Source organism: Humibacter antri (assembly GCF_054777235.1).
On record NZ_BAAHAW010000005.1, the window covers coordinates 38,816 to 52,199 of the forward strand.

Annotated in this window: 13 protein-coding genes; 8 read left to right on the plus strand and 5 right to left on the minus strand. The window is 65.1% G+C overall.

Annotated features, from left to right (window positions below; translation table 11 throughout):
* Positions 1-22: 22 nt before the first annotated feature.
* From hisD to ACYVDK_RS03025, 3 genes are read left to right on the plus strand one after another with little or no spacing between them, the layout of a single operon-like run.
* On the plus strand, positions 23-1,345 hold the full coding sequence (gene hisD, locus ACYVDK_RS03015) for a histidinol dehydrogenase (RefSeq protein ID WP_460517760.1): 1,323 nt from the start codon (positions 23-25) through the stop codon (positions 1,343-1,345).
* Between the two features lie 42 nt (positions 1,346-1,387).
* Positions 1,388-1,858, plus strand: coding sequence for a transcriptional regulator NrdR (nrdR, locus tag ACYVDK_RS03020; RefSeq protein WP_460517762.1), 471 nt, complete (start codon positions 1,388-1,390; stop codon positions 1,856-1,858).
* 31 nt (positions 1,859-1,889) lie between these two features.
* Positions 1,890-2,921 carry a quinone-dependent dihydroorotate dehydrogenase gene (locus ACYVDK_RS03025; RefSeq protein WP_460517765.1) on the plus strand — a complete coding sequence of 344 codons (1,032 nt, stop codon included), beginning with the start codon at positions 1,890-1,892 and terminating at the stop codon, positions 2,919-2,921.
* 11 nt (positions 2,922-2,932) lie between these two features.
* Here ACYVDK_RS03025 and ACYVDK_RS03030 read toward each other — a convergent pair whose 3' ends face one another.
* Together ACYVDK_RS03030 and ACYVDK_RS03035 are read right to left on the minus strand one after the other, a co-directional pair.
* Entirely contained in the window at positions 2,933-3,832 is a 900-nt protein-coding gene (locus tag ACYVDK_RS03030; RefSeq protein WP_460517767.1) for an RNase H family protein, read from the minus strand.
* A gap of 10 nt (positions 3,833-3,842) precedes the next feature.
* Positions 3,843-4,409, minus strand: coding sequence for a DUF3043 domain-containing protein (locus ACYVDK_RS03035; protein ID WP_460517770.1), 567 nt, complete (start codon positions 4,407-4,409; stop codon positions 3,843-3,845).
* 39 nt (positions 4,410-4,448) lie between these two features.
* Between ACYVDK_RS03035 and ACYVDK_RS03040 the strand changes: the two genes are divergently transcribed.
* The 5 genes from ACYVDK_RS03040 (at position 4,449) to ACYVDK_RS03060 (ending at position 9,755) form a co-directional block, all read left to right on the plus strand.
* On the plus strand, positions 4,449-5,867 hold the full coding sequence (locus tag ACYVDK_RS03040) for a dipeptidase (RefSeq protein WP_460517773.1): 1,419 nt from the start codon (positions 4,449-4,451) through the stop codon (positions 5,865-5,867).
* Between the two features lie 70 nt (positions 5,868-5,937).
* Positions 5,938-6,312: a HesB/IscA family protein gene (locus ACYVDK_RS03045; protein WP_460517776.1), complete on the plus strand. Its 375-nt coding sequence runs from the start codon at positions 5,938-5,940 to the stop codon at positions 6,310-6,312.
* Positions 6,313-6,692: 380 nt separating this feature from the next.
* Positions 6,693-7,577 carry a cytochrome c oxidase subunit II gene (ctaC, locus tag ACYVDK_RS03050; RefSeq protein ID WP_460517779.1) on the plus strand — a complete coding sequence of 295 codons (885 nt, stop codon included), beginning with the start codon at positions 6,693-6,695 and terminating at the stop codon, positions 7,575-7,577.
* A 14-nt stretch (positions 7,578-7,591) separates the two neighbouring features.
* Complete coding sequence (gene ctaD / locus ACYVDK_RS03055; RefSeq protein WP_460517781.1) at positions 7,592-9,328, plus strand: cytochrome c oxidase subunit I; 1,737 nt, start codon at positions 7,592-7,594, stop codon at positions 9,326-9,328.
* A gap of 1 nt (position 9,329) precedes the next feature.
* On the plus strand, positions 9,330-9,755 hold the full coding sequence (locus ACYVDK_RS03060; RefSeq protein ID WP_460517783.1) for a cytochrome c oxidase subunit 4: 426 nt from the start codon (positions 9,330-9,332) through the stop codon (positions 9,753-9,755).
* 91 nt (positions 9,756-9,846) lie between these two features.
* On the opposite strand, the gene ACYVDK_RS03065 is transcribed toward ACYVDK_RS03060, so the two are convergent.
* The 3 genes from ACYVDK_RS03065 to qcrA are packed head-to-tail and all read right to left on the minus strand — an operon-like array spanning position 9,847 to position 13,384.
* Entirely contained in the window at positions 9,847-10,677 is an 831-nt protein-coding gene (locus ACYVDK_RS03065) for a class I SAM-dependent methyltransferase (RefSeq protein WP_460517786.1), read from the minus strand.
* Between the two features lie 32 nt (positions 10,678-10,709).
* Positions 10,710-12,317, minus strand: coding sequence for a cytochrome b (gene qcrB / locus ACYVDK_RS03070; RefSeq protein ID WP_460517788.1), 1,608 nt, complete (start codon positions 12,315-12,317; stop codon positions 10,710-10,712).
* Positions 12,314-13,384 (minus strand): ubiquinol-cytochrome c reductase iron-sulfur subunit, encoded by a 1,071-nt coding sequence (gene qcrA / locus ACYVDK_RS03075; RefSeq protein WP_460517790.1) that lies wholly within the window; start codon positions 13,382-13,384, stop codon positions 12,314-12,316. Before qcrA ends, qcrB begins: the two co-directional genes overlap by 4 nt.

The following is a 13,384-nucleotide window of genomic DNA, read 5'->3' on the forward strand; positions in this document are numbered from 1 at the left end:
CCGGTCCTCCTAGACTGATGCAGTGCAGACGATAGACCTCCGCGGAATCACACTCGATGGCCGCGCGCTGCGCGATGCGGTGCCGCGCCCGGTGATCGATGTGGGAGTCGCTGCGGATGCCGCTTCTGTTCTTCTCGCGGAAGTACGCGAGCGCGGTCTCGCGGCCGTCCTCGATCAGGCCGAACGGTTCGACGGCGTGCGCCCGCCGAGTGTGCGCGCAGACGCGCGAGCCCTCAAGGAAGCGGTCGACGCCCTATCGGCACCGGTGCGCGACGCGTTGGAGATCTCGATCGATCGCGTCCGCACCGTGAGCGCCGCTCAGGTGCCTCCTGCGGCGTCGACGCGTGTGGGGGAGGGTGCTGTCGTCGAGCAGCGCTGGCAACCGGTGACACGTGCGGGCCTCTACGTACCGGCGGGAAAGGCCCCACTGGCATCCAGCGTCGTCATGAACGCCATTCCGGCCATGGTCGCCGGCGTCGGTTCCGTGGCCCTCGCCAGTCCTGCTCAACGCGATCATGGTGGTGCGGTTCATCCGACCATCCTGGGCGCTGCGGGGCTCGTGGGAATCGAGGAGGTCTACGCGATCGGTGGGGCAGGCGCGATCGGAGCACTGGCATACGGCATCCCCGAGCTCGGCCTCGAGCCCGTCGATGTGATCACCGGCCCCGGCAACATCTACGTTGCGGCCGCAAAGCGCCTTGTGCATGGTGTGGTCGGGATCGACGCCGAGGCAGGCACCACGGAGATCCTCGTGATCGCGGATTCCTCCGCCCACCCCCGCCTCGTAGCCGCCGACCTTCTCAGCCAGGCCGAGCACGACGAGGCTGCCGCCTCGCTGCTGGTGACCGATTCCGAGGAGTTGGCGGAGGCGGTGCAGAGCGAGCTGCACGAGCTGGTGGCCGTGACCGTCAACCGGGAGCGGGCGTCCATCGCGCTGGAAGGGCCGCAGTCGGCCATCGTGCTCGTCGACGATGAGGAGACGGCGGCGCGTTTCAGCGACGCCTACGCCCCCGAGCACCTCGAGGTGCACACCGTCGATCCGAATGCGACGCTGCGCAGGCTGACGAACGCCGGTGCGTTCTTCCTCGGCTCGCACTCCCCGGTGAGCCTCGGCGACTACCTCGCCGGGTCGAACCATGTGCTGCCCACCGGCGGATCCGCGCGATACTCGTCGGGTCTCGGGGCCTACACCTTTCTTCGCCCGCAGCAGATCATCCGGTACGACGAGCGCGGCCTGGGCTCCGTCGCCGCGCACGTGATCGCGTTGGCCGAAGCGGAACGATTGCCGGCACACGGGGAAGCCGTGGCCGCGCGCGGCTCCTTGTCGTCGAGTGACCATTCCTGAGCACGAGGCTCAACACGCCATAACGCCAAATCTGGAGCCGCCATGTTCTGTCCGTTCTGTCGTCACCCCGACTCCCGCGTGGTCGATTCGCGCACGTCCGACGATGGCCTCTCGATCCGTCGCAGGCGCCAGTGCCCAGAGTGCGGTCGCCGGTTCTCCACGATCGAGACGGCGAGCCTGAACGTGATCAAGCGCAGCGGTGTGGTCGAGCCGTTCAGCCGGGAGAAGATCATGGCCGGTGTGCGCAAGGCGTGCCAGGGCCGTCCCGTCACCGATTCCGATCTGGCGATGCTCGCCCAGAAGGTGGAGGAGGCGGTGCGCGCGACGGGAGTGTCGCAGATCGATGCGAACGAGATCGGCGTCGCGGTGCTGCCTCCGCTGCGCGAACTGGACGAAGTGGCGTACCTGCGGTTCGCGAGCGTCTACCAGGCGTTCGACTCGCTCGACGACTTCGAAGACGCGATCAGAGCACTGCGCGCGGAGCACCACTCTCCGTCCGTTCCGGCGAAATGAGGGTGGAGAGTCGCTATATCCTGGCACAGGCATGTATCGCATCCTGTTCTCGCTCGTCTTCCGGCACATGGATCCGGAGCGGGCGCACCACCTGGCCTTCGCCGTCATCCGCATCCTCCCGAAGCTCGGACTCCACCGAGCGGTCTCCCGCTTCACGATGCCGAAGCGCGACCTCTCGGTACACGCGCTCGGTCTGACGTTCCCGACGCCATTCGGCGTCGCCGCCGGATTCGACAAGAACGCCACGGCCATCCTGGGACTCGGGGCGCTCGGCTTCGGGCACATCGAGGTGGGAACTGTGACCGCGATCCCTCAGCCCGGCAACCCGCGGCCGAGGCTCTTCCGCCTCATCCCGGACCGCGCCATCGTGAACCGCATGGGCTTCAACAACGACGGAGTGGCAGCGGCGGCCGTGAAGGTGGCGAAGGCACGTTCTGTACGACGCCGTCCGGTCATCGGGGTGAACATCGGCAAGTCACGTGTCGTCGAGGTGGCGGATGCCGTTGCCGACTACCGCGTCTCGGCTCGCGCCGCCGCGCCGGTCGCCGACTACCTGGTCGTGAACGTGAGCTCACCGAACACGCCGGGGCTGCGCAACCTGCAGGCCCTCGACTCGCTGAGGCCGCTTCTTCAGGCGGTCAAGGCCGAGACCGGATCGACTCCGTTGCTCGTCAAGATCGCGCCCGATCTCGCTGACGAGGACATCCTGGCGATCGCCGAGCTGACAGTCGAGCTCGGCCTCGACGGCATCATCGCCACGAACACGACCATTTCCAGGGACGGGCTGTCCACCGATCGCGAGACCGTGGACGCGGCCGGCGCGGGAGGGCTCTCCGGCGCGCCGCTCGCAACACGGTCTCTGCAGGTTCTGCGGCTGCTGCGTTCGCACGTTCCCGCCACGCTCTGCATCGTCTCGGTGGGCGGTGTGGAGACGGCACAGGATGTCCGCATCCGCCTCGATGCCGGCGCCACCCTCGTGCAGGGCTACTCCGCGTTCATCTACCGCGGGCCTCTCTGGGCAAGGGCGATCAACCGCGGCCTGGAACGGATGCAGGCCGGCTGATCGACCTGCGGTCACTCGGCCGGAGTGGCCTGATGGAACCTCAGGCGCCAGCGTGTGCCGTCGCGCACCCAGAGCGAGCTGCGCAGTGCGGGCCCCCTGGCATCGTCCGTGCGGAAGACCAGCAGCATCACGTCGGCGGACACGCGGTCGACCGAGACGACTTCGGCGACCGTGGCGGTGTCGTCGCCGGCGGGGGAGAGCGCCACGTCATCCCTGCTCCAGATGCGGCCGGAGCGGCCCACCTCGAGAAACTCCGGATGCAGGAGAACGCCGAGCTCGGCGACATCGTCTCGCACTCGTGAGGTCAGCAGCGCCTGCTCCTGGCGCAGCACGATCTCCTCGTCGGGCTCCTCGGCGAGATCGTCGAACAGGGCGAGCTGCGCACCCGATGGTGGGGCATCCGAATGGTGCCTCTCGACGGCCGTCGTGGTTCCGCGGTCGGCAGCGGGGGTGTGCCAGCCCGGTCCGGCGTCGACCGGAGAGCCGTCCCGGTACGAGGTGGCGACGGCCCGTGCCCGGGTGTCGGCGGCCTCGTTGAGTTCGTGTCCGGTGTGACCGCGCACCCACTCGAACGCGTAGCTGCGTCCGACGAGCGCGGCATCCAGCCGCTTCAGAAGGTCGAGGTTCTGCACGGAGGACCCGTCGGCCTTGCGCCAGCCCTTCCGTTTCCAACCGGGCATCCACTTCGTCACCGCGTTGATCACGTACTGGCTGTCGCACAGGATGCGCAGGTCGTCGGGATCTCCAGCCGTCGACTCCAGCAGGTCGATCACGGCCATCAGCTCGCCCTGATTGTTGGTTCCATGCGGCCAGCCGCCTGCTGCCCAGGCCGTCTCATCGACGAACCACGCCCATCCGGCGGGTCCCGGATTGCCCAGAGCGGAGCCGTCGGCTGCTGCGGTGATCGTCATCGAGGGCGGGCTATGCGGGGAAGTGGCCGCGCTTGACCTGCGGCTTGGGAACGCGGATCATGCGGAACTGCAGTGCCCGCATGACGGCGTACCAGGTGAGGCCGCGCTCGAGGGCGCCGAACTTGGTCCGCAGTCGTCGCTTCATGGTGAAGGTCATGATGGCCGAGTCGATCACGGCGATCGCGAAGAATCCCCAGAGCACGAAGATGCCGTAGTACTGCAGCGCCTTCACAGGAACGAACGTGAAGACGATGATGACGAGCATCACCGGCATGAGGAACTCGGCGACGGTGTACCGGGCGTCGACGTAGTCGCGTACGTACCGGCGCTGCGGTCCGCGGTCGCGCTGTGTCAGGTAGCGCTCGTCGCCCGCAGCCATACCGAGCCGGGCGCGCTCTCGGGCCTCGGCATTCTTGGAACGTGCGTCTTTTGCCGCAGCCTTTCGGTCGGACGGCACGAGTGGGCGCTTACGCGCAGCCTCGCGCTCGGCGCGACTCGGCGTCGCGTGGCCCTTGCCGCCCGCCGTATTCGTCTCGGGTGCGGTAGCGGGGACGGTGGGTTCTGCTCTTTTAGCCACGGAAAAGTCCTTGATAGTAGTCCGATTAAGATTACCCGCATGAACGAAGCCGATCAGCCACGGGACGATCTCACGACAGCACTCGACGATGCCGTGCGGGCGGGCATGCCGCATGCAGTCGCAGACCTCACGGGCCTCGTACGCATCCCGTCGGTGTCGTGGTCGGCGTTCGATCCGAAGAACGTCGAACGCAGTGCGGATGCCGTCGCAGGCCTTCTGCGCGACCTGCACGTCTTCGAGAGCGTCACGATCGCCCGCGCCCCGCTCCGCGACGCCGGTTCCGGCGGAGCCACTGAAACGGGACAGCCGGCTGTCATCGCACGCCGGGCCGCCCGCGGCGGTGCCCCGACCGTGCTTCTTTACGCCCATCACGACGTCCAGCCGCCCGGTGAAGACGAGGATTGGCAGAGCCCGCCGTTCGAGCCCGTCGTGCGCGGTGACCGGCTCTACGCGCGGGGCGCCGCTGACGACAAGGCGGGCGTCATGGCGCATGTCGCCGCGATAAGGGCGCTGACCGAAACCGTCGGAGACGAGTTCGACCTCGGGCTCGCCGTCTTCATCGAGGGCGAGGAGGAGTTCGGGTCCCGCTCGTTTGCGAACTTCCTTGCGCAGAACAGGGACGCCCTCGCCGCAGACGTGATCGTCGTCGCCGACTCCGACAACTGGAGCGTGGATGTGCCTTCGCTGACGGTCGGCCTGCGCGGCAACGTCACGTTCCGTCTCACTGTCTCCACGCTCGAGCATGCATCGCACTCCGGAATGTACGGAGGGGGAGTGCCTGACGCGATGATCCCGCTCGTGGCACTCCTGGCGAGCCTGCACGACGAGGTCGGAGCGGTCGCGGTGGAAGGCATGACGACCAACGAAGCCGAGGTGCCCGAGTTCTCCGCGGAGCAGCTGCGCGAAGACGCCGCAGTACTCGATGGGGTCTCGCTGATCGGTCGAGGTCCCGTGTTGGCCCGGCTCTGGAACCAGCCGACCGTCACCGTGACAGGAATCGACGCACCCAGTGTGGCCAACGCATCCAACACGCTCCTGCCTTCGGCTTCGGTGCGCATCAGCGCGAGGGTCGCACCCGGGCAGCGTGCGCGCGACGCGTTCGAGGCGCTCGAACGTCACCTGCACGCCAAGGTGCAGTTCGGTGCCCACGTCCTGATCGACGACGTCGACCTCGGTGACCCGTTCCTCGTCGACACGAGCGGCTGGGCGGCGCTCGAGGCGAAGGCCGCAATGAGGGATGCCTGGGGCGCGGAGCCCGTCGAGGCCGGCATCGGCGGCAGCATCCCGTTCATCGCCGACCTCGTGCGCGAGTTCCCGGCTGCTCAGATCCTCGTCACCGGCGTGGAGGATCCTGACACCAGGGCGCACAGTCCGAACGAGTCCTTGCACCTCGGAGTCTTCCGGCGCGCGATCCTCGCGGAGGCCCTGCTGCTCGGGCGCCTGAACAAGCGGGCCTGACGCCCGTGGTTCAGGCGCCTGACCTACACTGATGCCAGGCAAGCCCACCTACGAAGGGATGAAGCACTCGATGAGCGAGACCACACTCACCGGCGCCGGCACGGCGACCGCGTCCAAGGCCCATGGCGTGCTCCTGACGGATGCCGCCGCCGACAAGGTGCGCAGCCTCCTGAACCAGGAAGGCCGCGATGATCTGCGTCTGCGTCTGGCGGTCCAGCCTGGCGGATGCTCCGGCCTGATCTACCAGCTGTACTTCGACGAGCGCTTCATGGACGGCGATGCCGCCGTGGACTTCGATGGGGTCGAGGTGATCGTCGACAAGATGAGCGCGCCCTACCTCGACGGCGCGACCATCGACTTCGAAGACACGATCCAGAAGCAGGGCTTCACCATCGACAATCCCAACGCGGGTGGAAGCTGTGCGTGCGGAGACAGCTTCCACTGACGACTGAGGCGAGAGCCGAGCGAGCTTGCTCGCTTGGCCGAGCCGATGGAGTCAGTTGAGCGGCGAAGCCGCGATCACTGACGACCGTGCCCGCGGTTGGAGAGGGCGAGAGCCGAGCGAGCTTGCTCGCTTGGCCGAGCCGATGGAGTCAGTTGAGCGGCGAAGCCGCGATCACTGACGATAGTTCCACACGACGTAGAAGAGCACTGACGAAAAAGGACCGGCCGATCAGCCGGTCCTTTTCACATTCCCGAAGGATGCCGGTGCCCGGCCTGACGGTGCGTTCGGCACGCGAAGCCCTCCGCGATGGCGATAGGCTAGGCAATGGTCATCGCAGCAGCGAATGCCGCTGCGCCCACGAATCACTTGAAAGGTCACCGGTGCGTCACAATCGCCGTTTCCGATGGGCTGCAGTTCCGATCGCAGCAATTGTCGCGCTGGTCTTGGCCGGCTGCACGCAGTCCCAGTTGAACGGATTCCTACCCGGTTTCAACGGCAAGACCCCGGTCACCAACCACACGGAGCGCGTCTCCGGCCTGTGGGTCACCTCGTGGATCGTGCTGCTCCTGGTCGGACTCATCGTGTGGGGCCTGATCATCTGGTGCGTCATCGTGTACCGCCGTCGCAAGGGCCAGACCGGCCTTCCCGTGCAGCTGCGCTACAACATGCCCATCGAGATCTTCTACACCGTCGTGCCGCTCGTCCTGATCCTCGGCTTCTTCGCTTTCACCACCCGCGACCAGGACGCCATCGAGAAGCCATACGCCCATCCCGACCTGACCATCCAGGTCTACGCCAAGCAGTGGTCGTGGGACTTCAACTACCTGTCCAACGACGTCTATGACCCGGGCATCCAAGCGCAGCCGAACGACAAGGCCGACGTTCCCGCCGGCTCGGTCGTCGAGGCCAAGCTCCCGACGCTCTATCTGCCCGTCGACAAGAAGATCACGATCAAGCTCAACTCGCGTGACGTCATCCACTCGTTCTGGGTACCGGCGTTCCTTTACAAGAAGGACGTCATGCCAGGCCATACGAACTACATGTACTTCGAGCCGACCCGTGAGGGCACGTACCAGGGCAAGTGCGCCGAACTCTGCGGCGAGTACCACTCGGCGATGCTCTTCCAAGTCAAGGTGGTCTCGGAGTCCGAATACCTGCAGCACATTCAGGATCTGAAGGACCGCGGTTACACCGGCAGTCTCGGCTCCAACGACGACCGCAACCTGAACCAGCCCGGAACGGGCGCCCCGAAGAATAACGACTAAGGCATCGGCGAGTAATGAGTACGACTACAGCACCGGCTCCGGCTGCGACCGCGCCGTCCGTTCAGGTTCTCGGTGGGACGAAGATCCATCGCAAGGGCAACATCCTGGTCAGTTGGATCACGTCGACCGATCACAAGACGATCGGGTACATGTACTTGATCACGTCGTTCGTGTACTTCTGCATCGGCGGCGTGATGGCCTTGATCATGCGGGCTCAGTTGTTCGAGCCTGGTCTGCAGGTGGTGCAGACGCGTGAGCAGTACAACCAGTTGTTCACGATGCACGGCACGATCATGTTGCTGATGTTCGCGACGCCGCTGTTCGCAGGGTTCACGAATGTGATCATGCCATTGCAGATCGGTGCGCCTGATGTGGCGTTCCCGCGGCTGAACGCGTTGGCGTACTGGCTCTACAACTTCGGTTCGTTGATCGCCGTGGGTGGATTCTTGACGCCGCAGGGTGCTGCGTCGTTCGGTTGGTTCGCGTACCAACCACTCGCGTCTTCGACGTTCTCGCCGGGGTTGGGCGGGAATATGTGGTTCATGGGGCTGGCGATATCCGGCTTCGGCACGATTCTCGGTGCGGTGAACTTCATCACGACGGTGATCACGTTGCGTGCTCCGGGGATGACGATGTTCCGAATGCCGATCTTCACCTGGAATGCGATGGTCACCTCGATCCTGGTTCTGATGGCGTTCCCGGTACTGGCGGCCGCTCTCCTCGCCGCTGCTGCGGATCGTGTTCTGGGCGCGCACATCTTCGATGCCGCCAACGGCGGCGCGATTCTGTGGGAGCACTTGTTCTGGTTCTTCGGTCATCCAGAGGTGTACATCATCGCGTTGCCGTTCTTCGGGATCGTGACAGAGGTGTTCCCTGTCTTCAGTCGAAAACCGGTCTTCGGGTACAAGACCCTGGTGTATGCCACGATCTCGATCGCCGCTCTGTCGGTGAGCGTGTGGGCGCACCACATGTATGTCACAGGTATGGTGCTGCTGCCGTTCTTCTCCCTGATGACGATGTTCATCGCAGTGCCGACCGGGGTGAAGATCTTCAACTGGGTCGGAACGATGTTCCGTGGGTCGCTGACGTTCGAGTCCCCGATGCTGTGGGCGATCGGCTTCCTCGTCACGTTCACGTTCGGCGGTCTCACCGGGGTGATCCTGGCATCGCCGCCGCTGGACTTCCACGTCTCGGACTCGTATTTCGTGGTGGCGCACTTCCACTACGTGGTGTTCGGGACCGTGGTGTTCGCCATGTTCTCCGGCTTCTACTTCTGGTGGCCGAAGTGGACAGGAAAGATGCTCAACGACCGGCTCGGGAAGTGGCACTTCTGGCTGCTGTTCATCGGTTTCCACACCACGTTCCTGATCCAGCACTGGCTGGGCGTGATCGGCATGCCTCGTCGGTACTACAGCTATCTGCCGCAGGACGGTTTCACTTGGATGAACCAGGTGTCGACGATCGGTGCCGGTATCTTGGCGATCTCGATGATCCCGTTCTTCCTGAACGTGTACATCACGGCGCGTTCGGGTGCGAAGGTGACTGTGAACGACCCGTGGGGATACGGCCGTTCGTTGGAGTGGGCGACCAGCTGCCCGCCGCCGCGCCACAACTTCACCTCGATACCGCGCATCCGCAGCGAGTCACCCGCGTTCGATCTCAACCACCCGGAAGTGGGTCTGCCGATCGGGGTCGGAGCGGGCGCTCCAGACACGGCCGTGCTCGATGCGTCTGATGGGAAGGTGAGCTGACATGCGTACCAGTGCAACGGTCTTCTGGATCATCGCCGCGTTCTTCTTCTTGATGGCGATCGTCTATACGGTGTGGTCTTGGTTCTACTACCCGCACCATGAGCTCGAGCCGGTCGGTACGGTGGCTCTGACCCTGACCGGGATCCTGGGCGTCTTCATCGCGTTCTTCCTCATGCGAACGCACGCCACGCAGAACGGCGTTGAGCTTCCCGAAGACAGACTCGATGCGAACATCGACGACGGCGACCCTGAGTTGGGGCACTTCAGCCCGTGGAGCTGGTGGCCGTTCATGCTCGGTCTCTCGGCGGCGATCGGTGCACTAGGTATCGCCGTCGGTTGGTGGATCGTTCCGATCGGTGGCGCACTCGCCGCTGTCAGCCTTGTCGGCTGGGTGTATGAGTACTACCGGGGCTACTTCGCCCGCTGATCCCGCGCCGCGACGTTTGCAGAGAGCGGCCTTCAGGAGTTGCCATTTCGGCCTCTTGGAGGCCGCTTCTTTGCGTCGGCGCGTTGTTGTCTCAGGACGGGCGCGGACGGAAACGCAGCACGTCGACGGCCACTGTGACCTCGTGCGGTAGACCGGAGGACGGCTGTTCGGCATTGTGGTGACCGGAGGGTCCCATCGTGCGTAGGGCTACGGCCATCTCCCGCGAGACGGCGAGCGTGTACCGTGCGGGTGTGAGTTGCTCAGGAATGAAGTGCTCGGCGAACTCTTCTGTGACGCGCTGAGCCTTGTCTGCGGGGACGTCGAGCATCGGTATGGCGCGACGCAGCTCGATCAGATGGTCCTGCCGAGGTGTCGCGATGACCAGGCATCCGTCATGTGCGAGGATGCGCCGGAACTCGCCGGCGTTGCGTGGAGCGAAAACGTTGATGATCGCGTCTGCGGCACGATCCCGGATCGGCAGCGGCCGCCAGGTGTCGGCGACGAGGCCGTCCGCGTGTTCCCGGCCGAGGTGCTTCACCGACCGCTGCACGGCGACGGAGGAGATGTCTGTGGCGAGGACGTTCACCTGGGTGGGCGCGTGTGCGAGGATTCTCGCCGCGTAATGCCCAGTGCCGCTGCCGGCGTCGAGCAGTCTCCGCGGGCCCGGGCGCAGCACGTGCTCGGCGACGACCCGGGCGACGGGGTCGTATGCGCCGCTTCCCAATAGGTCGGCGCGTGCTTCGAGCATCTGCGGGGTGTCGCCGGCGATGCGCGGCTGGGAGACCAGCATGCTGACGTACCCGCGCTTGTTCACGTCGAAGCGATGGCCGTTCTCGCAGCCCAGGACGAGAGGCGGTAGCGGGGAGAGCCCATTGAGACAGATCGGGCACCGAAGCCACTCCGACAGCGTCGTGAGTGACATCGGTGCCCGATCGAGGGTGGTTCGTTACCGCGTCAGTGGTGTCCGTGCCCGGACTCGAGCTCGTTCTTCGTGACCGGCTCGAGGCGATCCTCGAAGAACCAGCGCGTCATCCCGGCACGCAGCCGGGCGCCGGCTGTGATCTTGCCACGGGAGTTCGGGCGCAGCATGAGCGGCTGGTACGTGTCGTAGCTGATCAGGCGCCACCGTTCGTATTCGTCGAGCGGCTGGTGCACCTCGATGAACTCGCCGCCCGGGAGCTTGACGATGCGGCCCGACTCGTAGCCGTGCAACGCGACGGAACGGTCCTTCTTCTGCAAGGCGATGCAGATGCGCTTCGTGACGAAATAGGCGACTATCGGTCCGATGATCAGCGTGATCTGAAGCGAGTAGATGACACCCTCCATCGTCAGCTTGAAGTGCGTGGCGATGATGTCGGAACTCGCTGCAGCCCACATCACGGCGTAGAACGTGACACCGGCGGCGCCGATCGCGGTGCGCGTGGCCTGGTTGCGAGGCCGGTCGAGGATGTGGTGCTCACGCTTGTCACCGGTGACCCACGCCTCCACGAACGGGTAGATCGCGACGAGCACGAGGAATACCACCAGAATGACCACTGGGATGAACACATTCATCGACCAAGTGTGATTCAGCCAGACGAACTCCCAGTGCGATGGCATCAGGCGCAGCATGCCGTCCGCGAAGCCGATGTACCAGTCCGGTTGAGTACCCGCCGAGATCGGCGAGGGGTCGTACGGACCGTATAGCCAGATCGGGTTGATCGTGAAAAGGGATGCCATCAGGGCGAGCACACCGAACACGATGAAGAAGAACCCGCCGGCCTTCGCTGCGTACACAGGGAGGATCGGGTAACCCGCCACGTTCTGCTGCGTGCGTCCGGGCCCGGCGTACTGGGTGTGCTTGTGCACCACGATGAACACGAGGTGCAGCGCGATGAACGCCACGACCAAAGCGGGCAGCAGCAGGATGTGCAATGTGTACAGGCGCCCGACGATCGACGTGCCGGGGAACTCTCCGCCGAAGATGAGGAAGTTCAGCCAGGTGCCGACTACTGGGATGCCCTGAATGAGACCCGAGATGATGCGCAGACCGTTACCGGAGAGCAGATCGTCGGGGAGCGAATACCCCGTGAAGCCCTCCGCCATGGCCAGAACGAAAAGGGTGAAGCCGATCACCCAGTTCAGTTCACGCGGCTTGCGGAACGCACCGGTGAAGAAGATGCGCAGCATGTGCAGGCCGATGGAGGCCACGAACAGGAGCGCAGCCCAGTGATGGATCTGGCGCACGAGGAGGCCGCCACGAACGTCGAACGAGATGTTCAGCGTGGAGTTCATGGCCGCGGACATCTGGATGCCCTTCAGCGGCACCCAGGAGCCGTGATAGATCACGTCTGCCTGCGACGCCTGGAAGAAGAACGTGAGGAAGGTTCCCGTGATCAGGATGACGACGAAGCTGTAGAGCGCCACCTCGCCGAGCAGGAAAGACCAGTGGTCCGGGAAGATCTTGCGGCCGAACTCTTTGACGACGGCCGACATGCCGGTTCGTTCGTCGATGTAGTTCGACGCGGATGCGGTGAAGCTGCGCTTGGGGGCCGTGGTTTCAGCGGCGGTCGTGGTGGTCAAGGACGCTCCCAGAAACTCGGGCCGACGGGCTCGTGGAAATCACTCTGTGCGACGAGGTAACCGTCGGCATCCACTTCGATCGGCAGCTGAGGCAACGGACGGCTTGCCGGGCCGAAGATGACGCGTGCCTCATGGGTGATGTCGAACTGCGACTGGTGACATGGGCAGAGCAGGTGGTGCGTCTGCTGCTCGTACAGTGCCACCGGGCATCCGACGTGGGTGCAGATCTTGGAGTAGGCGACGATGCCGTCATACGCCCAGCTCGCGCGGCCGTGCGTCGGGTGAAGGTCTTTCGGGTCGAGGCGCATCAGCAGCACCGCGGCCTTCGCCTTCTCGTCGAGGGGATCCGGTTTGTCGTCGATCCCCTCGGGCATGACGTGGAACACCGAGCCGATGGTGACATCGGACGCCTTGATCGGCGTGCCCGAGGGATCGCGTGTAAGCCGCATCCCCTTCTTCCACATTGTGTGGGACAGAAGCTTCACCGGGTCTTCGTTCAGCGGTCCGAGGCCGCGGAACAGCACGATGGCCGGAAGCGGGAATGCGACCAGTGCACCGATCAGAGAGTTGCGGATCAAGGTGCGGCGACCGAAGCCGGACTCAGCGTCGGCCTCTTTGAAGATCTCGACCGCTCGTTCGCGCGTCTCCACCGAGCCGTGCGTCGGGTGACGAAGATCGATGCCCTCTTTGTCGACCATGAGGGCCTTCGCCCAGTGGACCGCCCCGAAGCCGATCGCGAGGAGTGCGAGCGCCATACCGAGGCCCATGGCGAGGGTGCTGACGCGCACGTCGGAGATCTTGCCGGACTCGATCGGGAACGCGATGTAGGCGGCGACCGCCCAGATGCTTCCCACGATAGACACGTAGAAGAGCGTGTAGATCGTGCGCTCGGCGCGACGCTGCTTACGCGGGTCCTTGTCGGTGATCCTCGCGCGGTGCGGCGGGAAGCCTGGATTCTCCACGGCGTCCTGCACGATGACAGCCGTACCCGGGTCGCCGGGACGGTGGTCGACGGCTGACGAGGCGGCGGGCGTGATCTCCGTGCCGCCGTTATCGTCCTGTGCCAT

Coding starts and splice junctions, on each gene's coding strand:
- ACYVDK_RS03060 (WP_460517783.1), top strand. CDS start 9,330: ATGCGTACCAGTGCAACGGTCTTCTGGATCATCGCCGCGTTCTTCTTC.
- ACYVDK_RS03045 (WP_460517776.1), top strand. CDS start 5,938: ATGAGCGAGACCACACTCACCGGCGCCGGCACGGCGACCGCGTCCAAG.
- ACYVDK_RS03030 (WP_460517767.1), bottom strand. CDS start 3,832: ATGACGATCACCGCAGCAGCCGACGGCTCCGCTCTGGGCAATCCGGGA.
- ACYVDK_RS03065 (WP_460517786.1), bottom strand. CDS start 10,677: ATGTCACTCACGACGCTGTCGGAGTGGCTTCGGTGCCCGATCTGTCTC.
- nrdR (WP_460517762.1), top strand. CDS start 1,388: ATGTTCTGTCCGTTCTGTCGTCACCCCGACTCCCGCGTGGTCGATTCG.
- ctaD (WP_460517781.1), top strand. CDS start 7,592: ATGAGTACGACTACAGCACCGGCTCCGGCTGCGACCGCGCCGTCCGTT.
- ACYVDK_RS03025 (WP_460517765.1), top strand. CDS start 1,890: ATGTATCGCATCCTGTTCTCGCTCGTCTTCCGGCACATGGATCCGGAG.
- qcrA (WP_460517790.1), bottom strand. CDS start 13,384: ATGGCACAGGACGATAACGGCGGCACGGAGATCACGCCCGCCGCCTCG.
- ACYVDK_RS03040 (WP_460517773.1), top strand. CDS start 4,449: ATGAACGAAGCCGATCAGCCACGGGACGATCTCACGACAGCACTCGAC.